Raw genomic sequence first — 23,341 nt, 5'->3', positions numbered from 1 at the left:
TGTGCTTGTTTATTGGCCGTTGCCGGCCGGAGCCTGTCCCTGAGCGGCCGCATCGTCGGCGCCCGGCGCCGCGCGGCGGTCTCCCGGCGGTTCCCCATGGGGCGCGCCGGAGGGCGCGTTGCCGGGGGCCGCGCCGTGTTGCGGGCCGCCGTTGGCGTTGCCGGGAGCATGACCGCCGCCCTGTGGGCCGCCGTCATGGTTGCCGCCGCCTCCGGAGCCACCGCCGGCGCCGCCTCCCTCATGTCCGCCGCCGCCGGAACCTCCGCCGCCGCCCTCGTGTCCACCGCCACCGCCACCGCCGCCAGCCTGGCTGAGCAGCGGCCCGTGGGCAGGCGAGACGGACCAGGCGGGGGAGGAAAGGGCGCCGAGCGCGTAAAGCAGAGCCGCCAGCAATGTCAGACGTTTCATGAAATGGCCTCCTTGAGCGATGGCCGACCCGCCGCGACGGCGGCGCTGATGAGGGCCAGACGCTTCAGCATAGCCGCCAAGGGGCGATGACGCCGGCCGCTCAAGGAGACGCCGCCGGCGTCAGCCGCCTTTCAAGCCCAGCGCGTAGCGTATCGCTTCGCGTTTCAGCGGGCCGGCGTGGTTGGCCACGCGCATCCCCAGCTTGCGCGCCAGCCGCAGCGGGGCGATATCGTTGCCGAAGCCGTAGCAGAAGGCGTCCATCGCGGTCTGCATCGCCAGATTGGCCGGCTTGCGCGCGCGCTGGTAGCGTTGCAGCGCGTCGACGGCGGCGAAGTCCCGGCCTTGGGCCGCGGCTTCCCGTATCACTTCGGCCAGCTTGGCCGCGTCCTGGAAGCCCAGGTTCACGCCCTGGCCGGCCAAGGGGTGGATGGTGTGGGCGGCGTCGCCCACCAGGGCCACGCCGTCCTTGACGTAGCGCTGCGCGTGGCGGCGAGTCAGCGCGAAGCTGCCCTTGGCCACGATGCGGCGGATCGCGCCCAGCTTGCGGGGGAAGGCGGCGTGAAAGGCCGCGGCCAGCTCGGCCTCGTCCAGCGCCAGCAGCCGCTGGACGTCCGGCGGACGGTGATACCAGACCAGCGAGCCGTATTCGCCGGTCAGCGGCAAAAAGGCTTGCGGGCCGGTGGGGGTGAAGCGTTGCCAGGTGATGTCCTGCTGCGTTTGCTCTTGCTCGCAGCAAGCCACCAGCGCGTGCATGGGATAGTCCCAACTGGTGACGCCGATGCCGGCGGCGTCGCGCACCGACGAGCGCGCGCCGTCGGCGGCGATCAGCAAGCGGGCGCTCAGTTGACGGCCGTCTTCCAGCTCCACGCGGGAGGCGAAGGGCTGGTAGACGATGCGGCGGATGGCGGCCGGGGCCAGATAGTCGACGTCGGCGCATTGGCGCAGGGCCTGGGTGGCGGCCAGTTGCACCACCCGGTTTTCCACGATGTGGCCGAGCGCGGCCTCGCCGGCCTCCTCGGCGGTGAACAGCGTGCCGTCGGCTTCTTCGCCCTCCCACACCTGCATGCGCAGATAGGGGGCCGCGCGCATCGCCAGCACCGCGTCCCAGGCGCCGATGCCGGCCAGAAAGCGAGCCGAGGCCGGACTGATCGCCGAAACCCGCAGATCCGGCGGCTGGGCCGCGTCGAACGGGGCGGGCGGCGCTTGCTCCAGCACCGCAATGCTCAGGCCGTGGCCGGACAGCGCGGCGGCCAGCGCCGAGCCCACCATGCCGCCGCCGACGATGAGAATATCGCTGTATTGCATAAATCCCTTTCCAATCGTTTGCCCGCGCCTTTCGCCGAGCGCCGGGTCGCGCGCCAGCATAGCCCAGGGGAGGCGCCGCGCGTCTTGGCCTGGATCAAGCCGTTTGCGGTTCCGCCGCCAGCAGCGCGCGCAGCCGCGGCACCACGTGCTGGACGAAGATCTCGTTCTTGCGCGGCAGCGGGTGACGGTAAGGGTAGACCAGGAAGGCCGGCCAGCAATCGTGGCTCCAGCCCGGCAGCACCGGCACCAACTGGCCGGTGGCGAGAAAGCTGCTGGCCACGTAATGGGGCAGCAGCGCCAGTCCGCAGCCGGCCACCGCGCCGGACACCAGCGGCGAATACTGATTGCAGCTGAGCACCGGCCGCACCGGCATGCGCACATAGACGCCGTCCTTCTCCAGCGCCCATTCCACCGCCTCGCTGGGCGCCTTGCTGGAATCGTAGAGCACGCGGTGCAGGCGCAGGTCTTCCGGGTGTTCCAGCCTGGGCGCCTGGGCCAGGTAGCCGGGCGAGGCGTAGACGGTTTCGCGCATGAAGCCCAGCGGTTTGGCCACCAGTCCGTCGTCGTAGACATTGCGCGTGCGCACGCAAAAATCCAGCCCTTCCGCCACCGGGTCTTGCAGCCGGTTCTCCACTTGCAGCTGCATCTCCAGCCCCGGGTATTGATTGGACAGCTCGGACAGGATGGGGACCAGCAGGAACTGGGCGAAGGCGGACGCGGAGCTGATCACCAGCGGCCCTTCCACGCAATCCTGCACATTGCCGACGTCGCCGCGCACCCGGTCCAGCATCTCGCGCAGCTGGCGCGCGTGCACGGCCAGCCGCTGGCCGGCCTCGGTCAGCGCCACGCGCCGAGTATTGCGCAGCACCAGCACCGCGCCCAGCTCCAGCTCCAGTTGCTTGACCAATTGGCTGACGCGGCTTTTGGCGCAGCCGAGCGCGTCGGCCGCCGCGGTGAAACTGCCGTGGCGGGCCAGCGCGTCGAAGGCCAGCAGAGCGTCCGGAGAGGGAGGGTGGTTTGTTTTCATTTCAGAACAGTGTGTGGATATTTCACGGATTTTATTGTATGCGCATGTAGATTAGCATGCTTGCGTGATCAATAGCAGAACAATTGGAGCGCATCATGGCATTGGGAGCCTGGGGGGCGTGGAGTCGATTCTGGGGGCGGCTGGGCCGTTTGTGGTGGCAGGGCATGCAAGCCCACACGCGGCGGGCGTTGCGCGATGAAACGGAGGCGCTGGAGCGGGCGAGGTGCGCGGCGTCGAACGGAGGGCGGCAGTGCGCCAATCCGGTGGATTGCGCGCGGAACCGACGGGTGTTTCATTGACCGTGATGTCGAATCGAGGAGAAACGAAAATGCAGGATACCAGAGCGGTAGTGACGGGGTTTTTGAAGGAGGTGCGTTCCGGACGCAATCCGGACGCGGCCGGCGATTATCTGGCGCCCAAGGTATTGGCGCATCAATTGGTGGCGGAGTCGCCGCATACGCTGGAGCGCAGCCCGGCCGACTACGCCGCCCATGTGCGGGACTTCCTGCGCGACTACGGCGCCTTTGAACTGAGGGTGGACGAATTGCTGGTGGACGGAGACAAGGCTTACGCGCGCTGGACCCAGTTGGGACATGACCTGGCCGGCCTGGACGGCCGCCCGCCCAGCGGCGAGCCGCTGCGCCAGATCGGCAGCGCCTGCTACCGGGTGGCGGATGGCCGCATTGTCGAGTACTGGATACAAAGCAGCTGAGCCGCCGGCGCCGTTTGCATGTTGAGTGGCGTTAATTTAACTTATTGTCATTTTTTTGGGCTAATTACCGGTCAATTAATATCGTCTTTCAGTTTTATCAAACATAGCCGATATTGCATAAATATAATGACCGCCAAGATGACAATAAGGAGTGGTAAATGGGGATGCTTGGACGCAGGCGCCGACTGGCGCTTTGTCTCTTGTTGTTGACGGCCCAGGCTTGGGCGGAGGAGGCGGCGCCGGCCGAAGGGTCTCAGCCCAAGACGGTGATCAAGCTGCCGCTGAAGTTGAAGCCGGCGGCGCCGGAAGCCCACAAGGCGGAGCCGGCCAAGCCGGCCGCGCCGGCGGCGGAACACAAGACCGAGGCCAAGCCCGCCGCCAAGGCGGAGGCCAAAGCGGAGGCCAAAGCGGAGGTCAAGCCGGAGGCGAAGCACGCGGAAGCCAAACCGGCGGAGGCCAAGCCCGCTGAAGCCAAACACGCCGAGGCCAAACCGCCGGAGAAAATGGAACCGGCGGTGAAGATGGCGCCGCCGCCGGCGGCCAAGAATTTGAGCGAACCCAGCCCGGAAGTGCACGCGCCGGTGAAAAAGCGCCGCGTGGTCAAGCCCAAGCGCAAGGCGGTTGCTGCCGAGCACGGCGACGCGCACGCCGGCGCGCATTTGGCCTCCGAGGCCCAGCAAGTGCGCGGCGTGGTGGAGACCATAGTCGAAGCCAACGCCCGCTATATGAAGGCGCACGACAAAGCCTATTTTGAGCGCTTCGCCGAGCATCAGAGCCCGCGCGCCACCGTGGTGACTTGCTCGGATTCCCGGGTGCAAACCAATGCCTTCCACGGCGACGCGGTCAACGATCTGTTCATGGTGCGGGACATCGGCAATCAATTGGCCACCGCCGAGGGGTCGGTCGAATACGGGGTGAGGCATTTGCATACCCCCTTGCTGATCATCATCGGCCATGCCGCCTGCGGCGCGATCAAGGCCGCCTCCGGCGACTACGGCGGGCTGGAGCCGGCAATCCGCAAAGAGCTGTCCACCATCGACATTCCCAAGGGCATAGACCCCACCAACGGCGCGCTGCTGAACGTCAACAATCAGGTGGAAACCGCGATCATGACCTACGCCGGCGAGGTGGAGGCGGGCAAGCTGGCGGTGCTGGGCGCGTTCTACGACTTCCGCAACGATCTGAAGCAAGGCTACGGCAAGCTGGTGATCACCAATCTGAACGGCGAGACCGATCCGGCCAAGATCCGCGAAATGAGCCGCGCCGGCCAGTTCTTCAAATACAGTTTCATGAAATAGCGGCGCGCCGCATTTCCGCTTCGCCCATGGCCGCCGACAGGCGGCCATTCTATTTGCGCGGTGTCGGCGCGGTAGCGTCGCCGTTACAGCCGATGCGCGCGCTTTTCCTCTCATGATTCCGGTTGTGACATTTTTTCTCCGCTTAATCCGTATTTGTTTGGCAATGCGCAAAAACGAATATCGTTTTTTCGCTTAGCATGGACTTATTGATGCCGCCGCTATGGTTTCGCGTTTGCGGGCGACAGGGTTTTTCGGTGTTGAAAGCGTATCGCTGTAATGCGCTTGCTACAAAAAAGTTTTGAAGCGATGAGAATGGGCGGTGAATGGACAATATTATTGTCTAGATTTTATTTTCATAAATGAAAGTAAAATGTCACTAATTAGTCATTCTCTCGCTGCGACAGGTTTAACTGTTTGGGAGACTTGAAATGACCGTTGGCAATGAACTGGAACTGGACGCGCTGGTGGCGCGGGTGAAAAAGGCGCAGGCCGCGTTTGCCGGCTTCAGCCAGGAGCAGGTGGACCACATCTTCCGCTCCGCGGCGCTGGCCGCCGCGGACGCGCGGATACCGCTGGCCAAGATGGCGGTGGCGGAAACCGGCATGGGCGTGCTGGAGGACAAGGTGATCAAAAACCACTTCGCCTCCGAATACATCTACAACAAGTACAAGGACGATAAAACCTGCGGCGTGCTGGCCGAGGACGACACCTTCGGCACCATCACCATCGCCGAGCCCATCGGCCTGATCTGCGGCATCGTGCCCACCACCAATCCCACCTCCACCGCCATCTTCAAGGCGCTGATCTCTTTGAAAACGCGCAACGGCATCATTTTCTCGCCGCACCCGCGCGCCAAGCGTTCCACTTGCGAGGCGGCGCGGCTGGTGTTGCAGGCGGCGGTGGCGGCCGGCGCGCCGCCGGACATCATAGGCTGGATAGACGAGCCCTCGGTGGCGCTGTCCAATCAGCTGATGCACCACCCCGACCTCAATCTGATCCTGGCCACCGGCGGGCCGGGCATGGTGCGCGCCGCCTATTCTTCCGGCAAGCCCGCCATCGGCGTGGGCGCCGGCAACACCCCGGCGGTGATAGACGAGACCGCCGACATCAAGCGCGCCGTCGCCTCCATCCTGATGTCCAAGACTTTCGACAACGGCGTGGTCTGCGCGTCCGAGCAGTCCGTCATCATCGTCGATGAAATCTACGAGGCGGTGCGCGAGCGCTTCGCCAAGCACGGCGGCTACATCCTGTCCAAGCGCGAAGCGGAGGCGGTGCGCAAGGTGATTCTGCAGGACGGCAGCCTCAACGCCGCCATCGTCGGCCAGAGCGCGGACAAGATCGCCGCGATGGCCGGCATCGAAGCGCCGCCGGCCACCAAGGTGCTGATCGGCGAAGTCAGCGATGTGTCCGCCGCCGAGGCCTTTGCGCATGAAAAGCTGTCGCCGACGCTGGCGATGTACCGCGCCGGCGATTTCATCGACGCTTGCGACAAGGCCGCGGCGCTGGTGGCGATGGGCGGCATCGGCCACACCTCGGCGCTGTACACCGACCAGGATCTGCAAGGCGAGCGCATCCGCTACTTCGGCGACAAGATGAAGACCGCGCGCATCCTGATCAACACGCCGTCGTCCCAAGGCGGCATCGGCGACCTCTACAACTTCAGCCTGGCGCCGTCGTTGACGCTGGGCTGCGGCTCCTGGGGCGGCAACTCGATCTCGGAGAACGTCGGACCCAAGCACCTGATCAACAAGAAAACCGTGGCCAAGAGGGCGGAGAACATGTTGTGGCATAAGCTGCCCAAGTCGATTTACTTCCGCCGCGGCTGCCTGCCGGTGGCCTTGGAGGATCTGTCCGGCAAACGCCGCTGTCTGATCGTCACCGGCCAGTATCTGTTCGACAACGGCTTCGTCGACGAGCCCATCCGCCTGCTGAAGAAAATGGGTCTGGAGGTTGAAGTGTTCTTCGAGGTGCCGGCCGATCCCACGCTGGCGGTGGTGCGCAAGGGCGCGGACCTGGCCCACGCCTTCAAGCCGGACGTGATCATGGCCTTGGGCGGCGGTTCGCCCATGGACGCGGCCAAGATCATCTGGGTGATGTACGAACACCCGGAAGTGCATTTCGAAGACCTGGCGCTGCGCTTCATGGACATCCGCAAACGGATCTACCAGTTCCCCAAACTGGGGCGCAAGGCGGAGTTGGTGGCTGTGCCCACCACCTCCGGCACCGGTTCGGAAGTGACGCCGTTCGCCGTGGTCACCGACGAGAACACCGGGGTCAAATACCCGATCGCCGACTACGAGCTGACGCCGAACATGGCGATTGTCGACGCCAATCTGGTGATGAATATGCCCAAGTCGCTGACCGCCTTCGGCGGCATCGACGCGGTGACCCACGCGCTGGAGGCCTACGCCTCGGTGATGGCCAACGAGTATTCCGACCCTCAGGCCTTGCAGGCCTTGAAGATGCTCAAGGACTATCTGCCGTCCGCCTACCGCAACGGCGCCGGAGACCCCAAGGCGCGCGAGCAGGTGCACAACGCCGCCACCATCGCCGGCATCGCCTTCGCCAACGCCTTCCTCGGCGTCTGCCACTCGATGGCGCACAAGATAGGCGCCGAGTTCGGCCTGGCCCACGGTCTGGCCAACGCGCTCTTGATCAGCAATGTGATCCGCTACAACGCGGCCGACGTGCCGACCAAGCAGACCGCCTTCAGCCAGTACGATCGGCCCAAGAGCGTGGCGCGCTACGCTGAAATCGCCCGCCATCTGGGCCTGGAAGCCAGCCGCGACCACGAGCGGGTGGAGAAGCTGATCGAGTGGGTGGACGAGCTCAAGCGCACGCTGGACATTCCGGCGTCCATCCAGGCCGCCGGCGTGGCCGAGGCGGATTTCCTGGCCAAGGTGGACTTGCTGGCGGAAGCCGCCTTTGACGACCAGTGCACCGGCGCCAACCCGCGCTATCCGCTGATCAGCGAACTGAAGCAGCTGCTGTTGGACAGCTATTACGGCCGCGCCTACAAGGAAAGCTGGGAGCGCGAAGCGGGCGCCGAAGCCAAGTCCGAGGCGCGCCCGGCCAAGGGCAAGCTCAAGGCGGTGTGAGTCCCGCCGCCGTCCGTCAAGCCGCCGCGCCTCAGCCCGGCGGCTTTTTCACGGCGCGGCTCAGTACTTGAAATAACCTATGGTCTGCGCCAGCTCCACCGCCTGCTCGCTCATGCCGCGCGCGGTGGCGGTCAGCTGTTCCGACGCCGCGGCGTTGGCCTGCATGGAACGGCTGATTTCGCTGACGCCCTGATTGATCTGTTCCACCCGCTGCGCCTGCTGGTTGGAGGACTGATTGATTTCCTGCACGAAGCTGGCGGTGCTCTGTATCGTCGGCAACATCTGATTGAACAGTTCGCCCGCGTGTTCGGCGCGGCGCACGCTGCTTTGCGTCAGCTGGCTGATTTCCTTGGCCGCCTGCTGGCTGCGCGCCGCCAGCTTGCGCACTTCGCCGGCCACCACCGCGAAACCGCGGCCGTGTTCGCCGGCGCGCGCCGCCTCGATCGCCGCGTTCAGCGCCAGCAGATTGGTCTGGTAGGCGATGTCGTCGATGATCAGCACCTTGTTGGCGATGTCCCACATCGCGGCGATGGTCTCGTCCACCGCCTGGCCGCCGGCCGCCGCGTGCCTGCTGCTGTCGCTGGCCATCTGATCCGTGGTGCGGGCGTCGTCCCGGTTCTTCCAGACGAAGGCGGAAATCTGTTCCAGGCTGGCGCTGTTCTTGTCGATGTTGTTGGCCTGCTCCGACGCTTGCTGGCTCAGGGTGTCCACCGCCTGGCTGATCTGGCGCGCGGCGTTGGCCAGGTCCGAGGAAAAAGCGTCGATATGCGCCAGAATGCCGGCCAGCTTGGCGACCAGCCGGCGAGTGGATTCGGCCAGATCGCCCAGTTCGTCCTGGCTGGCGTAGCGCGGCGGCGCGGTCAGATCGCCGTCGGCGATGGCGTGCAGCGCCTGGCTCACCTCGCGGATGGGCCGGTGCAGCAGGCGGCGCACCAGCAGGGACAGCACCAGGACGGTGACCAGGTCCAGCAGCAGGATTTCCGCCGTCACCCGCCACAGCACCGCGCGCAGCTTCTCGCGGATTTCTTCCGTGGACACTTGCAGGCTCAGCTTGCCGACGACGCGCGCGGTCGCGCCGTCGTGAAAGACCACGGCGCGTTCGCGCGTCAGGTCCGCGTCCGGCGCCGGCGCGGCGCCGCGCAGCAGCGAGCCGTCGGCCTCGCGGCGGTAGCCGGCGAAGGGAACGCCGTTGGCGTCGCGGACGAACACGCCGCGGAGCGCGTGTTTGCCCATCTCCGCCTCCAGCACCCGCAAGCCTTGGGCGCTGTCGAAATTCCACATGGGTCCGGCCAGATTCGCCGCCAGCCGCGCGCTGATCGCGGCGATTTCTCCGTCCAGTTCCTGGCGCAATTCCTGTTGGGTGCGCCAATAGTCCAGCGCGCCGAAGGCCGCCAGCAGGGCGGACATGATGAGCATGAAGGCCAGGTTGAGCTTCAGGCTGATGCTGTGGTGCCGCATGGGTGCATGCTCCCGGCTCGATAAACCGATTCAACGCTTTATTGATAGCACCTGTCGGCTTGGGCCGGGCCGCCGGATGCCGGCGGCGGAAACGGCGGCGGGGCTTGCGTTAAATCCTTATGGCATTAAGCGGGGACGCTTGATCACAAAGCGTCGCGTTTATGCCTTTTGCGCGCATGTATATTCTGAAACATGACATGACAAGGGTCTTGAGGTAATCTCGACCCCCATGTGTTATGGGCCATAACGACAATCCAAAGCCATAGCACCGGCGGCGGCGCTGCCGTTTACCTGTTCAAAGTTTGCTGCGCTTCGTGAAAGCTGGCGCGGCGAGTTCCGCTGCGAAACGCCGATGTGCCTTGTGCGCCGTGCGCTTTCTCGGCCGTTTTCGCCTTGTCTCGCTCTTGCACGCGACGCTTTGAACAGGCTTTAAGCGCCAAGGCCACAACCCTTACGCAATACAAAGACAGTTAAAGGAGCAACTATGCAACCTGCTCAAGACACCCTGCACCGGGGTTTGGAAGAGCGGCATATCAACCTCATGGCCTTGGGCGCCACCATCGGCGTCGGCCTGTTTCTGGGATCGGCCACCGCCATCAAGATGGCCGGCCCCGCCATCATGCTGGCTTACGCCCTGGGCGGTTTCGCCATCTTCCTCATCATGCGCGCGCTGGGCGAAATGGCCATCCACAATCCGGTGGCCGGCTCATTCAGCCGCTACGCGCTGGATTACCTCGGCCCCTTGGCCGGCTACCTGACCGGCTGGAATTACTGGTTTCTGTGGCTGGTGACCTGCATGGCGGAAATCACCGCCGTCGGCGTCTATATGGGCATCTGGTTCCCGGACATTCCGGCCTGGTACTGGGCGCTGGCCGCGCTGGTGGCCATGGGCGGCGTCAACTTCATCGCGGTCAAGGCCTATGGCGAATTCGAGTTCTGGTTCGCGCTGATCAAGATCGTCACCATCGTGCTGATGATCATCGGCGGCCTGGGCATGATCGTGTTCGGCCTGGGACACGGCGGCGTGGCCACCGGCATCTCCAATCTGTGGAGCCACGGCGGCTTCATGCCCAACGGCTTTGGCGGCGTGCTGATGTCGCTGCAAATGGTGATGTTCGCCTACCTGGGCGTGGAAATGCTGGGCCTGACCGCCGGCGAAGCCAAGAACCCGAAGAAAGCGCTGGCCCGCGCCGTGGATTCGGTGTTCTGGCGCATCCTGATTTTCTACATCGGCGCGCTGTTCGTCATCCTGGCGATTTATCCGTGGAACGAGCTGGGCACCCGCGGCAGCCCCTTCGTGCTCACTTTCGAGCAGTTGGGCATCCCCGCCGCCGCCGGCATCATCAACTTCGTGGTGCTCACCGCCGCGCTGTCCTCGTGCAATAGCGGCATTTTCAGCACCGGCCGCATGTTGTACAACCTGGCCCAGCAACAGCAGGCGCTGCCCATCTTCGCCAAAGTGTCGCGTCAGGGCGTGCCGGTGTTCGCCTTGCTGATGTCGGTGTTCGCGCTGTTGGTGGGCGTGCTGCTCAACTATCTGGCGCCCAAGGAAGTGTTCACCTGGCTGACCGCGATCTCCACCTTCGGCGCGATCTGGACCTGGGTGATCATCCTGCTGGCCCAGCTGCGTTTCCGCCGCACCTTGAGCCGCGAGCAGCTGGCGGCGCTGGCCTACAAGATGCCGTTATGGCCGTATGGCTCCTACATCGCCATGGGCTTCCTGATCCTGGTGGTGGGCTTGATGGCCTATTTCCCGGATACCCGCATCGCCTTGATCATCGGCCCGGGTTGGCTGGCCTTCCTGGTGGTGGCCTATTATCTGTTGGGCTACAACAAGCGCAGCGCCGAGGAAGTGGCGCGGCTGGCGCAGAACGCTCGCTGAGCGCGCGCCGCCGTCTTGTCAGCCCGCTCTCTTGGAGCGGGCTTTTTTGCGTCTTAGCGCGGCAGCCAGCTGCCGCTCAGCAAGTAATCGCCGGCTTGCTGCCGCGTGGGGCCGCTGAGCGGATGGGCCGGCGGCGGCGCGTGCTGCCCGCAGTCGCTCTGACCGAAGCAGCGCGGCAGCGGGTTGAAGCCGGGGCAGCCCGGCGGCGGGTTGACGCCGACGCAATGCTGCATTTGCTCTCTTTGCCGCCGCTCCAGCAGGCTGGGGCTGCGTATTTCGGCCTTGACCGAGAAATCCGGACCGGCGTCCAGGTTCTTCAATTGCACCGCGCCCTTGTACTTGAGCGCTTTATCGGTTTTGTCCTTCGCCTTCATCGACGGCTTGGCGCGCGTCTCCCAAGGGTCTTTGACGGCGAAGTCGTAAGAAGGCAGAGGCGCCGCCGCCAGGCTCGCGCTCAAGGCGGCCAGCGACAGCAATAGGGCGTGTCTACACTGCATGATGGATCTTTGTCCTGCGGTGGCAATGCCGCTGGCGCCCGGCTGCTGCCAGGCAGGGAGGGGCGCGCGGAATGCTCTTGTTGGGGGAATTGGCTGGCGCGGCCGTGGCCGCGGTGGCTGAACGCCGCTCCTGTAAATTTCAATGGGAGCGGGCGGATGCTTTTTATAACATTAAAGTTTTTCAGCTGGCAATAAGATGCAATGACAGGCGAAGCGGCGCGCGGCTTAATCAGCAGGCCGCGGCTTAGAACCTGTTTACGATCTCGCGAGCTAAGGCGAGGCAAGGCGAAAACGGCTGAGAAAGCGGAATGTACACGTGGTACATGAGCATTTCGAAGGCGTGCTCACCGTGTAAGGCTCCACGACGCGCAGCAGATCGTAAACAGGTTCTTAGGCCGTTCACACTCACGGAGATTTTCTATGGCGCATTATCTGGTGGAATTGTACAGCCCGAAGCCGGCTTGGCTGGCCTTGAGTTTTTTGCACCGCACCGACTTCCTGGATCAGGTCAAAAGCAATATCGAGGCGCTGCCCGGCCTGGGCATTCAACTGCTGACCTTGAGCCAGATCGCGGCCGACGCCGATCAGGCGGCGCCCTATCGCTTCCTGGGCGTGTGGAGCCTGCCTGACCAAGAGGCCTGTGAGGGGATGCTGGCCGGCATCCGCGCCAGCGGCTGGTACGATTATTTCGATCACGTCAACGCGGTGGGCGCGGCCGGCGGCGTGGACGTGCATCTGGCGGACCTGCTGCAAGTCAAGTAAGCGCTTTGGAAACCGTTGCGGACGGCAGCTTGGGTTGTCGTCCGCAAAGAGACGTCAAAGGCGGCCGGCGGACAGCCGGCCGTTCCGCTTGCCGTTCCCGCAGCACGCGCCACTCCACGAACTCGGCGGGATCGCCGGTTTCCTTGGTCTCGAAGACCGCCGGAATGTGGAAGGGCTTGCCGGTGGCGACATTGGTGCCGGCGATGGTGACGGTCATGCCTTCTTGCAGCGGGTTAGGCCGCTCGCCGCCAGCCACGGCCACCGACCATGTGCCGCCGGGCAGCAGGCCGGCGAAGGTGGCGATGCCCTTGCCGTTTTCAATCCGCGGAATAGACCGTGGTTCATTGGGCGGGATGTCAGCGCTGACCGACACGTCGTTCAGGTGGATCTGGTAAGCGATATCCTCATGGGGGTCGGCGTCGTCGCGCAGCTGCGGCCGCGGGCGGCGGGCATGGCGCGCGGCTTGCGCGGCTCAGGGATATTTGGCGGCGATATAGCAGCGGCAGAAGCGGGCGGTCATGCCCGCGATCAGCGCGCTGGCGTCGTCGATATTGGTGAGCGCGCGCTTGGGCGGCGGGTTTTCCGACGCGCCGTGGCGGGCGTAGATGCCCAGGATGCTGGTGTTGTTGCAGGCGGCGGTGAACAGGCTGAGCTGTTCCGGATCCGCGAAGGCGTCGATGCCGGCGTCGATCTCCTTGGCGTAGTGTTTGACGCTGTCCAGTATCTTGTACAGCGTGCTCCAGGCCAGCACTTTTTCCAGCGTGGTGTTGGTGGAAATCAGGCCCAGCAGGAAGAGCAGATCGCGCAGACAGGGGTCGCGCTTGGCCAGGTAGAGCAGGTAGGACGGGTAGCGCTGGCGCGGATCTTCGTAACGGGTGTGGATCTGGTCGATCCTGGGGTTGCGGCTGAACGGGTCTTCTTCGATCCGGTGCGCGCTGACGGGATAGCTGCAGCCGTTCTCATAAGCGCTGAAGCCCAGAAACTGGATGGGCATGCTGCTCACGCAGCCGGCGGCGGCGCGCAAGGCGCCGTTGAGCAGCAGTTGCAGGCTGTAGAGGCGTTCGGATACGTGATCGGGATCGTCCAGTTCGTCGATGTGGCGCGAATAGGCGTAGAACTGCATGCCGATGTGGTCGTTCTCGTAGCCCAGATCGATGTCGTTGCCGAAGAAATGATGAGCGAGATCGGGATAGTAGCCGCCGGCGGCGACGGTGATTTCCCATTTGTGTACTGGCGACATGGGGCTTCCCTGGCGGTGGCTGGAGGGGGATGGTTGCGGGCGCGGGCCGCGCTAGGGCCGGATGCTAGCATAGCTTGAGTCCAAGCGCATAAATTGCTTGGGCCTGCGAGACTTTGGTCATGTCCGGCCAGCATTGATTGGGGAGAGGATGGCGCTTGAAGCTTTAAGCCCGGCGCCGGCATTGCCGGCCCGGCATGGCAACGGTCTGCTCTTGCGGGCGGCGGTTGCGGAGGAGATGGAGGCGGTTTATCTGATGGGCCGGGATGTTTGGGGCGAGGGCTGCTCCGAGGCCGAGTATTTGCGAATCTGCCGGGATTCGCATAAGTATCGACGCGGCAGCTGGCATGTGTTGGCGGATACGGATGGAAGCTTGCTGTGTTCGGCGATTGCCTATCGCTTGCCGTCGCTGGCGGAACGGGAGGCAGTTGGCATCGGTTCGATCGCCACGGCGCCCGCCAGGCGTGGTCAGGGCTTTGCCAGCCTATTTTTGAAGGAAGTGTTGAGCGCCTACCGAGAACAAAGTTTGGCGGAGGTGTTTTTGCTGTACGCCGATATCCACTGCGAGTTTTATCGACGCTTTGGCTTCCGAGTCTTGCCTGAGGCTTCGCAAGCGCGCGGCGATGCGCTGGGGATGATGCTATGCGCGCCGGAGCTGTGGGAGGACGCCATGCTGGCGCTGGCTGAGCGTCCTCTTGGATATTTCTGATCGGAAGCGGCAATGGGGGCGTGCGGCTTTCCGCCGGCGCCGGCCTGCGCGGGCGCCGGGGGCGTCAGAACAAGCTGGGCTGCGCGCCTTGCGGATGGTCGATCACGGCCTCGGTGCTGCCCTCGGCCAGGCGTAGGCTGACGCGTTCGCGGTCGCGCAGTTCCGCCGGGGATTTGACCGCGGTGCCGTCCTGTTTTTGCACGATGGCGTAGCCGCGGGCCAGCACCGCTTCCGGATTGAGCGCCAGCAGGGTGGCGGCCAGGGTGTCCAGTTTCTGGGCCTGCCGGTTGAGCAGATCACGACGCGCGCGCTGCAGCCGGGTTTGCAGCCGGTCCAGCGTTTGCGCGGTTTGGGCCAGGTCCGGCTGACGGCGCTGCAGCTTGCTGTCCGCCAGTTGCAGCGCCCAACGCCGTTGTTCGAACAGGCTGCCCAGCCGGCGTTGCAGCCGCTCTTGCTGGCGCTGCAGCGCTTCGCGCTGGCGTTGCAGCTTTTCGCCGGGGTGGGCCAGCCGGCGCGCCAGATAGTCCAGCTGCTGGGATTTGTCGGTCAGCAGGCGGCCGAGCGCGCGCTCCAGGCCGCGCTTGGCGGTTTCGAGCTGAGCGTTCAGGTGCTCGCGGCTGGGGGACACCAGTTCCGCGGCGGCTGTGGGCGTGGGCGCGCGTTTGTCGGCGACGAAGTCGCAGATGGTGAAGTCGGTTTCGTGGCCGACGCCGCTGACGGTGGGAATGGGGCTGGCGGCCACCGCGCGGGCGACGATTTCCTCGTTGAACGACCACAAGTCCTCGATGCTGCCGCCGCCGCGGCAGACGATGAGCACGTCCACCTCGCGCCGTTCGCCGGCGCGGCGGATGGCGTCGGCCACTTGCTGGGCCGAGCCTTCGCCCTGCACCTGGGCCGGGTAGAGAATCAGCGGGATGGAGGGCATGCGCCGGCGCAGCGTGCTGACCACGTCGCGCAGCGCGGCGGCGGCGGGCGAGGTGACGATGCCGATGGCGGCGGGGTGGACCGGCAGCGGGCGTTTGCTCGCCGGGTTGAACAAGCCTTCCGCCTGCAGCTTGGCCTTGAGTTTTTCAAAAGCCTCGTACAAACGGCCCAGTCCGGCGGAGCGCATCTGGTCGACGTTGATCTGGAAGTCGCCGCGGGCCTCGTACAGGGTGACGGTGCCCTTGAGCTCCACCTGCATGCCTTCCGCCGGGCGGAAGGGCAGTTGCGACACTTTGCCGCGGAACATCACGCAGCGCACTTGGGCGCCGCCGTCTTTCAGGGAGAAATAGGCGTGCCCGGACGCGGCCAGGGTGAGGTTGGAAATTTCGCCGCCTATCCACATCGGCGGCAGTCCGCTTTCCAGCAGATCGCGCGCCATGCGGTTGAGGGAGGAGACGCTGATGACGTCGTTCTGAGGTGCGGTAAAAAACATGATTGTCAAGTGATCCACAGCGGTGGGTGGAAAATATTTTCAGCTAAAGCGAGTTGCAACTTGGCTTGCGTAGCGTTTGATATCTCTAAAAAAATCAATAAAATCAATGACTTGATTGTTTTCTTATCCAGGGCGGCTTTCAGCTCAAAACGGCTTGGCGCTTGGCTTGAGAGCATATTTGCACAGTTTTATCAACAAAGTTATCCACAGGGTTTTCGGTTTCAATCCTGTGACGCTATTTTTTCCTGTAAAAACAAGGGGCAAGGCTTTTTGCCTCAGAGTCGCTGTCCTCGTTTATCTTGATGTTGCTCAAGTAAGCGCTTTCTTCTTTCGTCCGCAGGCCATGCCGAAGGCTTGGCATTGTCGCTTCATTATGCCTTTGGATTGGCTTGCCGGCCGCCTGGCTGCGCCGGGCGTTTGCCATCCCAAAGTGGGTGTAGTCTCTTGCTAGCCTGAGCGATAAAGGCGCCGGGACCGGGAAAGCGGCATGCGTGTTTGGCGCATGGGCATTGCCCGGCCCTCGCCGTTGCGCGAGGCCGCGCGACAGACTTTAGGAGCTTAACTCCTTCAACAGTTCCTTGACCCTGACCACGCGCAGCGCCACGTCCTGAATATCGGCCTCCACGCGCAGCTTGTCCTGTCCCGCCAGCCTGTAGTTGCGCTTGGTTTGCAGCAGCTGGATGATTTTCATCGGGTCTATCGGAGGGTTCTTGGCAAAGTGGACCTGGATGGCCACTTCGCTGGCATCCAGCTTTTGCACGCCCAAGGGCTTGGCCAGCAGACGCAGGCGGTGGCTGTCTATCAGGGTCTTGACGGTTTGCGGCGGCAGGCCGAAGCGGTCTATCAGTTCTTCGTGGATATCGTCAATTTCCTGTTCGCTCTCGCAAGTGGCCAGCCGCTTGTAGAGCACCAGCCGCTCGTGCACGTCGGGGCAATAGCCGTCCGGCAGCAGGGCCGGGCTGTGCATATTGATTTCGGTGGTGACGCCCAGCGGCGCGTCCAGGTCCGGGGTGCGGCCTTTCTTGAGATCGCGCACCGCCTGCTTGAGCATTTCGGTGAACAGGGAGAAGCCCACTTCCTGCATCTCGCCGGACTGGCCTTCGCCCAGCACTTCGCCGGCGCCGCGGATTTCCAGATCGTGCATCGCCAGGTAGAAGCCGGCGCCCAGTTCCTCGGACATCTGGATGGCTTCCAGCCGTTTCATCGCGTCCTTGGTGATGCCGTCCGGCGTCAGCAGATAGGCGTAGGCCTGATGGTGGCTGCGGCCTACGCGGCCGCGCAGCTGGTGCAGCTGGGCCAGGCCGAACTTATCGGCGCGGTTGATCAGGATGGTGTTGGCGTTGGGGATGTCGATGCCGGTTTCAATAATGGTGGAGCACAGCAGCACATTGAAGCGCTGCTGCAGGAAGTCGCGCATCACTTGTTCCAGCTCGCGTTCGCGCAGCTGGCCGTGGGCTACGCCGATGCGGGCTTCCGGCACCAGCTCCGCCAGCTTTTCCCGCATGTTTTCTATGGTGTCCACCTCGTTGTGCAGGAAGAACACCTGGCCGCCGCGTTTGAGTTCGCGCAGCACCGCTTCGCGGATCACGCCGTTGGCCATCGGGCTGACGAAGGTTTTCACCGCCAGCCGGCGGCTGGGGGCGGTGGCGATGACGGAGAAGTCGCGCAGGCCTTCCAGCGCCATCGACAACGTGCGCGGAATCGGCGTCGCGGTCAGCGTCAGCACGTCCACATTGGCGCGCAGCCGCTTCAGCTGTTCTTTCTGGCGCACGCCGAAACGATGTTCCTCGTCGATGATGACCAGGCCCAGGTTCTTGAACTGGATGTCCGGCTGCACCAGCTTGTGGGTGCCGATGACGATGTCCACGCCGCCGTCGGCCAGGCCGGCCAGCGCGGCCTTGCTTTCCTTGGCGCTGCGGAAGCGGGACAGTTCGGCGATTTTCACCGGCCAGTCGGCGAAGCGGTCGGAGAAGTTCTGGAAGTGCTGTTCCGCCAGCAAGGTGGTGGGCACCAGCACCGCCACCTGTTTGCCGCCGAGGACGGCGACGAAGGCGGCGCGCAGCGCGACTTCGGTTTTGCCGAAGCCGACGTCGCCGCAGACCAGGCGGTCCATCGGTTTGCCGGAGCACATGTCCTGCACCACGGCTTCGATGGCGCTGGCCTGGTCCGGGGTTTCCTCGAAGCCGAAACCGGCGGCGAAGGCTTCGTAGTCGTGGTGGGACAGGCTGAAGCTGTGGCCTTCACGCGCGGCGCGCTGGGCGTAGAGGTTGAGCAGCTCGGCGGCGGTGTCGCGGGCTTTTTCCGCGGCGCGCTTCTTGGCTTTCTCCCAGGCCGGGTTGCCCAGCTTGTGCAGGTGGATCTGGTCCGCCGCGCCGCCGGCGTAACGGGAAATCAGATGCAGCTGGCTGACCGGCACGTAGAGGGTGGCGCTGTCGGCGTACTCCAGCTGCATCAGCTCGGTTTCGCCTTCGCCCAGGTCCATGGACACCAGGCCGACGTAGCGGCCGATGCCGTGCTGTTCGTGCACCACCGGGTCGCCGGCCTTGACCTCGGCCAGGTCGCGCAGCATGGAGTCGGAGCCGGCGCGCGCGCTCTTGCGGCGGGTGTGGCTGCGCGCCACATGCTGGTAGAGCTCGGATTCGGTGACCACGGCGATGCCGGCGCCGGGCAGGGCGAAGCCGGTGTAGAGCGGGGCCACGCTCAGCGCCAGCGGCATGTCGCCGGCGATGAACTCGGCCCAGCCGTCCACCGGGCGCGGCTTGATGCCGTGCTCTTGCAGGAACTGGTGGACGGTTTCGCGGCGGCCCAGGCTTTCCACGGTGATCAGGATGCGTTGCCCGCCGCTGCGGATGAAGGCGTCCAGCTTGTGCAGCGGTTGTTCGGCGCGGCGCTCCACCGCCAGTTCCGGCAGCGGGGCGCAGCCTTCCGCCAGTTCGCCGTCGCCGGCCAGTTCCACGCGGGCGTAAGGCTTGAGCCGCGCCATCAGTTCGTCCGGGCGCAGGAAGATGTCGGCTGGCGGCAGCACCGGGCGCTCGGTGTCGCCGCGCGCCATGTCGTAGCGGCTTTCCACGTCTTGCCAGAAGACCTGGGCGGCCTGTTGCACATCGTGGTGCAACACGATCAGCGCGTCTTCGCCCAGGTAGTCGAACAGCGTAGCGGTGTCGTCGAAGAACAGCGGCAGGAAGTATTCGATGCCGGCCGGCCACAGGCCCTGGGAGACGTCTTTGTAAATGCGGCTCTTGCTGGGGTCGCCTTCGATGCGCTCGCGGTAGCGCTGGCGGAAGGCGGTGACCCCGCTTTCATCCGCCGGGTATTCCCGCGCCGGCAGCAGGCGGATTTCCGGCACCGGGTACAGGGTGCGCTGATTGTCCGGGTCGAAGGTGCGCAGGCTGTCGATTTCGTCGTCGAACAGATCGATGCGGTAGGGCAGCGCCGATCCCATCGGGAAGAGATCGATCAGACCGCCGCGGATGGAGAATTCGCCCGGGGCCATCACCTGGGTGACGTGGTGGTAACCGGCGGTGACCATATTGGCGCGCAGCTGCTCCACATCGAGCCGCTGTTTGGCCTGCAGGAAGAAGGTGCGTCCCAGCAGATAGCCGATCGGCGCCAGCCGCGTCATCGCGGTGCTGACCGGGGCGATGATCACATCGCATTCGCGCTGATGGATCTGCCACAAGGTGGCCAGCCGCTCGCTGACCAGTTCGCCGTGTGGGGAGAAATGGTCGTAGGGCAGGGTCTCCCAGTCCGGCAGCAGCGCCACGCGCAGCGAGGGCGCGAAGAACGGAGCTTCGGCTTGCAGGCGCTGCGCCGATTGCGCGTCGGCGGCGAGGATGAGCAGCGGACGCCGCTCTGCGGCGAGGCGGGCGACGATGTTGGCGTCCAGCCCGGCGGGCAGGCGTCCGTGACGAGTTTTCTGACTGGCGGGAGGGATCCGCGGGAGGTTATCCAGCATGCTGCTTCACTAGTTTTGGCGGTTTCGGGCTTGGCGGTTTCGGGATTATAGCAGCCGTCCGGCACGCGCCGTTTACCCGGCTTGCGCTGGGCGGGCGTCGCTTGTGTCCGGCGGGGTGAATATTTTCATCGTCATTGTCTGGCTGCATCCGGCAATTGCATATATTGTATGTCAGCCGGGTGATTTTGTTTTTCGTTTGGCATATATGCGCTTGATTTGTTAATGCAAAATTAATTTCGGCGCGCGGCGGGGCGCCGGCGCGAATGGGGGCGGGGTGGCGTGACAGTCGGATCGGCTTGCCGGGACGCGGCGGTGTTTCTGGGGTTTTTGGCGTGCACGGCTTTTTGGCCGCGCGAGCCGGTATTGGGATTTTCGCTGGCGGCCTTCCTCGCCCACGGTGTATGGAGCTATCGTTTTTTGCGTCGCGGCTGGCGCCAGTCCTGGTGGTGGCCGCTGGCCGCCGCCGCGCTGGCGGCGCAATGGTCGCCGCCGCAATGGGCGGCCCTGCTGCTGATCAGCCTGTACGCGCTGGCGCCCGGCCTGTACGCGGCCGGCCTGCGCGGGGGCTGGCGGTGCGTCAGCCGGCGGACTTGCTGCGGCTGCTGCTGCGGCTCGCCTGCTATCCCTCGGTGCTTTTGGCCGGCCTGGCCGCCGGCGCCGGCTGGCGCTGGTTCGGCATGGAGGGCTTGTGGTCGTGGGCGGCGCAGGCCTGGGGCGTGTCCGGCCTGGCCCTGTCCTTGTGCGCGCCGCCGGCCTTGTACGCGTCCGGCGCGCCGCCGACGCGGCGCCAGGTCTTGGAAACCGCCCTGATCCTGGCCCTGGCCAGCGTGATGTGGTTCAGCCTGCTGGGCAGCAGTGTCGCCTATTCGCTGCCCTGCCAATTGCTGTTTTTCCCGCTGATGCTGTGGGCGGCCTTCCGCGTCGGTTTCCGCGGCGCGGCGCTGGTGGGGGCCTGGGTGCTCGGCCTGCTGTCGCTATACGTGCTGGCGCCGGAGCTGACCATGCACGCCAGCGTGCTCAACGGCGCCAGTGAGGTGGCGCTGACCCTGGCCTTGAGTTGCGCAACCCTGCTGGTATCGGTCTTGGCCGACGGCCATCGTCAGAACGAGAGCGCGCTGCGCGAGTTTCGCGCGCGGGTGGAGTCCCTGGTCAACAACAGTCCCAATATGATGTCGCTTAAAGGGCTGGACGGCCGGTTTCTGCTGGCCAACGCCGCCTATGCGCGCCGGGTGGGGCGCGCGCCTCAGGGCATGCAGGGTCTAACGGTGGAGGAGCTGTTCGACGAGCAGGACGCCGCCCAGATCCGCGAGCAGGACGCGGTGGTGCTGTCCTGCCTGGAGCCGCGCCAGTTCGAGGAGAGCTTTCTGTTCAACGGCGTGCTCAGCCATTTGCTGGTCACCAAGTTTCCCTTGTTCGACGCCCATGGCCGCCCGGCCGGGGTGGGCAGCGTGGACACCGACATCACCCAAACCCGTCAGGAGCAGAAAGCCAAGCGCGAAACGGAGGAGCGTTACCGCGCGCTGGTGGAGCAATCGCTGGTGGGCATCTACATCCTGCAGGACGAGAAGCTGATCTACGCCAACCCCAAGCTGGCCGCCATCATCGGTTATCAGCCCAAGGAAATGGAGGGCATGGGGCTGGAGCAACTGCTGGTGCCGGGCGAGGCCGCGCGCATCCGCCAACAAATCGTCAAGCGTTACCGCGAGAACATCGCGGTGCTGCAATACGGCACCCGCGCGGTGCGCCAGGACGGCGTGGTGGTGGACGTGGAAATCCACAGCCGGCTGTTCGACTACGAGGGCAAGAAGGCCATCATCGGCGTGGTGATGGATGTTTCCGAACGGCTGGCGGCGGACGCCAATCTGCGGCTGGCGGCCAAGGTGTTCGAAAACTCGGCGGAAGGCATTCTGCTGATGGACGCCGAGGCGCGCATCATCGCGGTCAACCACGCCTTCAGCGGCATCACCGGTTACGCCGAGGCCGAGGCGCTGGGCAAGGTGTCGCGCATTTTTGGCGATCAGAAACAGCTGAGCCGGCAGGCGATGCTGGAGGCGCTGGCGGGCGGCGGCCATTGGCAGGGCGAGATGCTGGACCGCCGCAAGAGCGGCGAGTGGTATCCGGCCGAGCTGGCGATCTCGGCGGTGCGCGACGCAGGCGGCGCGCTCAGCAATTACGTGGCGGTGTTCTCCGACATCACCCTGCGCAAGCAGTCCGAGGAACGTCTGCAGTTTCTGGCCAATCACGATCCGCTGACGCAGCTGCCCAACCGCAGCAGCCTGACCACGCGTCTGGACGAGGCCATCATCAGCCTGGATTGCGCCAGCGGCTCGCTGGCGGTGATGTTCATCGACCTGGACCGTTTCAAACTGATCAACGACTCCTTTGGCCATCAGGCCGGCGACGAGTTGTTGCGCGAGACGGCGTTGCGCCTGCAACGGGCGGTGGGGGCGCGCGGCCTGCTGGCGCGGCTGGGCGGCGACGAGTTCACCCTGGTGATGACCGGCTTCAAGGACGCCGCCGCGCTGGTGACCGCCGCCGAGGACACGCTGGCGGCGCTGGGCCAGCCGCTGCGGCTGGAAAACCACGAGGTCTACGTCACCGGCAGCATAGGCATCAGCGTCTACCCCAATGACGGCACCGACGCTCAGACCCTGCTCAAGAACGCCGACGTGGCGATGTACCGCGCCAAGGAAGCAGGCAAGAACACTTACCAGTTCTTCGCCGCGGAAATGAACACCCAGACCTTCGAACGCCTATTGCTGGAGAACGGCCTGAGGCTGGCGCTGGAGCGCGGCGAGCTGGAACTGCATTACCAGCCGCAGGTGGACGCGGTCAGCCGCCGGGTGCTGGGCGCGGAAGCGCTGATCCGCTGGCGCCATCCGCAACTGGGCCTGGTGCCGCCGGGCCGCTTCATCCCGCTGGCGGAGGAAACCGGCCTGATCAAGCCCATAGGCGACTGGGTGCTGCAGGAAGCCTGCCGCCAATTGGCGGTCTGGGACCGTCAGGGCGTGGCGGTGCCGCGGCTGGCGGTGAATTTGTCCGCGCGCCAGTTCGAACAGCAGCTGCTGCCGCTCAAGGTGGCGGAGGCGTTGCGGGCGGCGGGCCTGTCCGCGGCGCGGCTGGAGCTGGAAATCACCGAAAGCATGATCATGCTCAACCCCGGCGAGGCGGTGCGCCAGCTGGGCGAATTGAAGGCGCTGGGCGTGGGGCTGTCCATCGACGATTTCGGCACCGGTTACTCCTCGCTGTCCCATCTGAAGCGTTTTCCGCTGGATACCTTGAAGATCGATCAATCCTTCGTCGAAGGCCTGCCGGACGACGGCGACAACGCCGCCATCGCCGAAGCCATTCTGGCGATGGCGCGCAAGCTGCAGTTCCAGGTGGTGGCGGAGGGCGTGGAGAGCGAGCGCCAGGCGCAATTCCTCACCAGCAAGGGCTGCGCCTTGCTGCAGGGCTATCACTTCGGCCGCCCGGTGCCGGCGGCGGAATTGCCTGCCTTGCTGGCCGGCATCGTCGCCGTGGGCGAGCAGCGGCAGCTCGGGCTGATGTCCGGCGTGGAGGTGCTGGGCAGCTGAA

At 64.9% G+C, this 23,341-nt stretch carries 17 protein-coding genes; 7 read left to right on the top strand and 10 right to left on the bottom strand.

What is annotated here, in order from left to right:
* Window positions 1-9: 9 nt before the first annotated feature.
* The 3 genes from HQN78_RS13645 to HQN78_RS13635 all read right to left on the bottom strand — a co-directional run bounded on the left by HQN78_RS13645 (window position 10) and on the right by HQN78_RS13635 (window position 2,740).
* A complete protein-coding gene (locus HQN78_RS13645) occupies window positions 10-408 on the bottom strand; it encodes a hypothetical protein (RefSeq protein WP_235084326.1) in 399 nt (132 codons plus the stop codon).
* Between the two features lie 120 nt (window positions 409-528).
* Window positions 529-1,713 carry an FAD-dependent monooxygenase gene (locus tag HQN78_RS13640; protein WP_235084324.1) on the bottom strand — a complete coding sequence of 395 codons (1,185 nt, stop codon included), beginning with the start codon at window positions 1,711-1,713 and terminating at the stop codon, window positions 529-531.
* Between the two features lie 94 nt (window positions 1,714-1,807).
* Window positions 1,808-2,740: a LysR family transcriptional regulator gene (locus HQN78_RS13635; RefSeq protein WP_235084321.1), complete on the bottom strand. Its 933-nt coding sequence runs from the start codon at window positions 2,738-2,740 to the stop codon at window positions 1,808-1,810.
* Between the two features lie 328 nt (window positions 2,741-3,068).
* Between HQN78_RS13635 and HQN78_RS13630 the strand changes: the two genes are divergently transcribed.
* The 3 genes from HQN78_RS13630 (at window position 3,069) to adhE (ending at window position 7,848) form a co-directional block, all read left to right on the top strand.
* Complete coding sequence (locus HQN78_RS13630; protein ID WP_235084320.1) at window positions 3,069-3,452, top strand: ester cyclase; 384 nt, start codon at window positions 3,069-3,071, stop codon at window positions 3,450-3,452.
* A gap of 158 nt (window positions 3,453-3,610) precedes the next feature.
* On the top strand, window positions 3,611-4,750 hold the full coding sequence (locus tag HQN78_RS13625; RefSeq protein WP_235084319.1) for a carbonic anhydrase: 1,140 nt from the start codon (window positions 3,611-3,613) through the stop codon (window positions 4,748-4,750).
* 428 nt (window positions 4,751-5,178) lie between these two features.
* Window positions 5,179-7,848 (top strand): bifunctional acetaldehyde-CoA/alcohol dehydrogenase, encoded by a 2,670-nt coding sequence (gene adhE, locus HQN78_RS13620; protein WP_235084317.1) that lies wholly within the window; start codon window positions 5,179-5,181, stop codon window positions 7,846-7,848.
* A 60-nt stretch (window positions 7,849-7,908) separates the two neighbouring features.
* Here adhE and HQN78_RS13615 read toward each other — a convergent pair whose 3' ends face one another.
* Entirely contained in the window at window positions 7,909-9,306 is a 1,398-nt protein-coding gene (locus tag HQN78_RS13615) for a methyl-accepting chemotaxis protein (RefSeq protein ID WP_235084316.1), read from the bottom strand.
* Window positions 9,307-9,790: 484 nt separating this feature from the next.
* Between HQN78_RS13615 and HQN78_RS13610 the strand changes: the two genes are divergently transcribed.
* Window positions 9,791-11,188 (top strand): amino acid permease, encoded by a 1,398-nt coding sequence (locus HQN78_RS13610; RefSeq protein ID WP_227107016.1) that lies wholly within the window; start codon window positions 9,791-9,793, stop codon window positions 11,186-11,188.
* Between the two features lie 53 nt (window positions 11,189-11,241).
* On the opposite strand, the gene HQN78_RS13605 is transcribed toward HQN78_RS13610, so the two are convergent.
* Window positions 11,242-11,685, bottom strand: coding sequence for a hypothetical protein (locus HQN78_RS13605; RefSeq protein ID WP_235084314.1), 444 nt, complete (start codon window positions 11,683-11,685; stop codon window positions 11,242-11,244).
* A 420-nt stretch (window positions 11,686-12,105) separates the two neighbouring features.
* On the opposite strand from HQN78_RS13605, the gene HQN78_RS13600 reads away from it, so the two are divergent.
* Window positions 12,106-12,447 (top strand): DUF6616 family protein, encoded by a 342-nt coding sequence (locus HQN78_RS13600; protein ID WP_227107020.1) that lies wholly within the window; start codon window positions 12,106-12,108, stop codon window positions 12,445-12,447.
* Here HQN78_RS13600 and HQN78_RS13595 read toward each other — a convergent pair.
* Together HQN78_RS13595 and HQN78_RS13590 are read right to left on the bottom strand one after the other, a co-directional pair.
* On the bottom strand, window positions 12,440-12,820 hold the full coding sequence (locus HQN78_RS13595; protein ID WP_235084313.1) for a hypothetical protein: 381 nt from the start codon (window positions 12,818-12,820) through the stop codon (window positions 12,440-12,442). The two genes, HQN78_RS13600 and HQN78_RS13595, sit on opposite strands and share 8 nt — an antisense overlap.
* Before the next feature lie 99 nt (window positions 12,821-12,919).
* Entirely contained in the window at window positions 12,920-13,687 is a 768-nt protein-coding gene (locus tag HQN78_RS13590) for a hypothetical protein (RefSeq protein WP_227107023.1), read from the bottom strand.
* A gap of 148 nt (window positions 13,688-13,835) precedes the next feature.
* On the opposite strand from HQN78_RS13590, the gene HQN78_RS13585 reads away from it, so the two are divergent.
* Window positions 13,836-14,393: a GNAT family N-acetyltransferase gene (locus HQN78_RS13585; RefSeq protein ID WP_107798210.1), complete on the top strand. Its 558-nt coding sequence runs from the start codon at window positions 13,836-13,838 to the stop codon at window positions 14,391-14,393.
* A 64-nt stretch (window positions 14,394-14,457) separates the two neighbouring features.
* Here HQN78_RS13585 and xseA read toward each other — a convergent pair whose 3' ends face one another.
* The 3 genes from xseA to mfd form a co-directional block, all read right to left on the bottom strand.
* A complete protein-coding gene (xseA, locus tag HQN78_RS13580; protein ID WP_235084312.1) occupies window positions 14,458-15,810 on the bottom strand; it encodes an exodeoxyribonuclease VII large subunit in 1,353 nt (450 codons plus the stop codon).
* Between the two features lie 5 nt (window positions 15,811-15,815).
* Window positions 15,816-15,986 (bottom strand): hypothetical protein, encoded by a 171-nt coding sequence (locus HQN78_RS13575; protein WP_235084308.1) that lies wholly within the window; start codon window positions 15,984-15,986, stop codon window positions 15,816-15,818.
* Between the two features lie 374 nt (window positions 15,987-16,360).
* Window positions 16,361-19,765, bottom strand: coding sequence for a transcription-repair coupling factor (gene mfd / locus HQN78_RS13570; protein ID WP_235084306.1), 3,405 nt, complete (start codon window positions 19,763-19,765; stop codon window positions 16,361-16,363).
* A gap of 572 nt (window positions 19,766-20,337) precedes the next feature.
* Here mfd and HQN78_RS13565 point away from each other — a divergent pair.
* Complete coding sequence (locus HQN78_RS13565) at window positions 20,338-23,340, top strand: EAL domain-containing protein (protein WP_235084304.1); 3,003 nt, start codon at window positions 20,338-20,340, stop codon at window positions 23,338-23,340.
* The last annotated feature ends 1 nt before the right edge of the window (window position 23,341 follow it).

This window comes from Chromobacterium sp. Beijing (assembly GCF_021496765.1).
GTDB lineage: Bacteria > Pseudomonadota > Gammaproteobacteria > Burkholderiales > Chromobacteriaceae > Chromobacterium.
Note: the sequence above shows the minus strand (reverse complement) of the source record. Positions and strands in the feature narration are given on the sequence as shown.

What these genes read in the sequence shown, in the direction of transcription:
- HQN78_RS13645 (WP_235084326.1), bottom strand. Translation starts at nt 408, where the DNA reads ATGAAACGTCTGACATTGCTGGCGGCTCTGCTTTACGCGCTCGGCGCC.
- HQN78_RS13640 (WP_235084324.1), bottom strand. Translation starts at nt 1,713, where the DNA reads ATGCAATACAGCGATATTCTCATCGTCGGCGGCGGCATGGTGGGCTCG.
- HQN78_RS13635 (WP_235084321.1), bottom strand. Translation starts at nt 2,740, where the DNA reads ATGAAAACAAACCACCCTCCCTCTCCGGACGCTCTGCTGGCCTTCGAC.
- HQN78_RS13630 (WP_235084320.1), top strand. Translation starts at nt 3,069, where the DNA reads ATGCAGGATACCAGAGCGGTAGTGACGGGGTTTTTGAAGGAGGTGCGT.
- HQN78_RS13625 (WP_235084319.1), top strand. Translation starts at nt 3,611, where the DNA reads ATGGGGATGCTTGGACGCAGGCGCCGACTGGCGCTTTGTCTCTTGTTG.
- adhE (WP_235084317.1), top strand. Translation starts at nt 5,179, where the DNA reads ATGACCGTTGGCAATGAACTGGAACTGGACGCGCTGGTGGCGCGGGTG.
- HQN78_RS13615 (WP_235084316.1), bottom strand. Translation starts at nt 9,306, where the DNA reads ATGCGGCACCACAGCATCAGCCTGAAGCTCAACCTGGCCTTCATGCTC.
- HQN78_RS13610 (WP_227107016.1), top strand. Translation starts at nt 9,791, where the DNA reads ATGCAACCTGCTCAAGACACCCTGCACCGGGGTTTGGAAGAGCGGCAT.
- HQN78_RS13605 (WP_235084314.1), bottom strand. Translation starts at nt 11,685, where the DNA reads ATGCAGTGTAGACACGCCCTATTGCTGTCGCTGGCCGCCTTGAGCGCG.
- HQN78_RS13600 (WP_227107020.1), top strand. Translation starts at nt 12,106, where the DNA reads ATGGCGCATTATCTGGTGGAATTGTACAGCCCGAAGCCGGCTTGGCTG.
- HQN78_RS13590 (WP_227107023.1), bottom strand. Translation starts at nt 13,687, where the DNA reads ATGTCGCCAGTACACAAATGGGAAATCACCGTCGCCGCCGGCGGCTAC.
- HQN78_RS13585 (WP_107798210.1), top strand. Translation starts at nt 13,836, where the DNA reads ATGGCGCTTGAAGCTTTAAGCCCGGCGCCGGCATTGCCGGCCCGGCAT.
- xseA (WP_235084312.1), bottom strand. Translation starts at nt 15,810, where the DNA reads ATGTTTTTTACCGCACCTCAGAACGACGTCATCAGCGTCTCCTCCCTC.
- HQN78_RS13575 (WP_235084308.1), bottom strand. Translation starts at nt 15,986, where the DNA reads ATGCTCTCAAGCCAAGCGCCAAGCCGTTTTGAGCTGAAAGCCGCCCTG.
- mfd (WP_235084306.1), bottom strand. Translation starts at nt 19,765, where the DNA reads ATGCTGGATAACCTCCCGCGGATCCCTCCCGCCAGTCAGAAAACTCGT.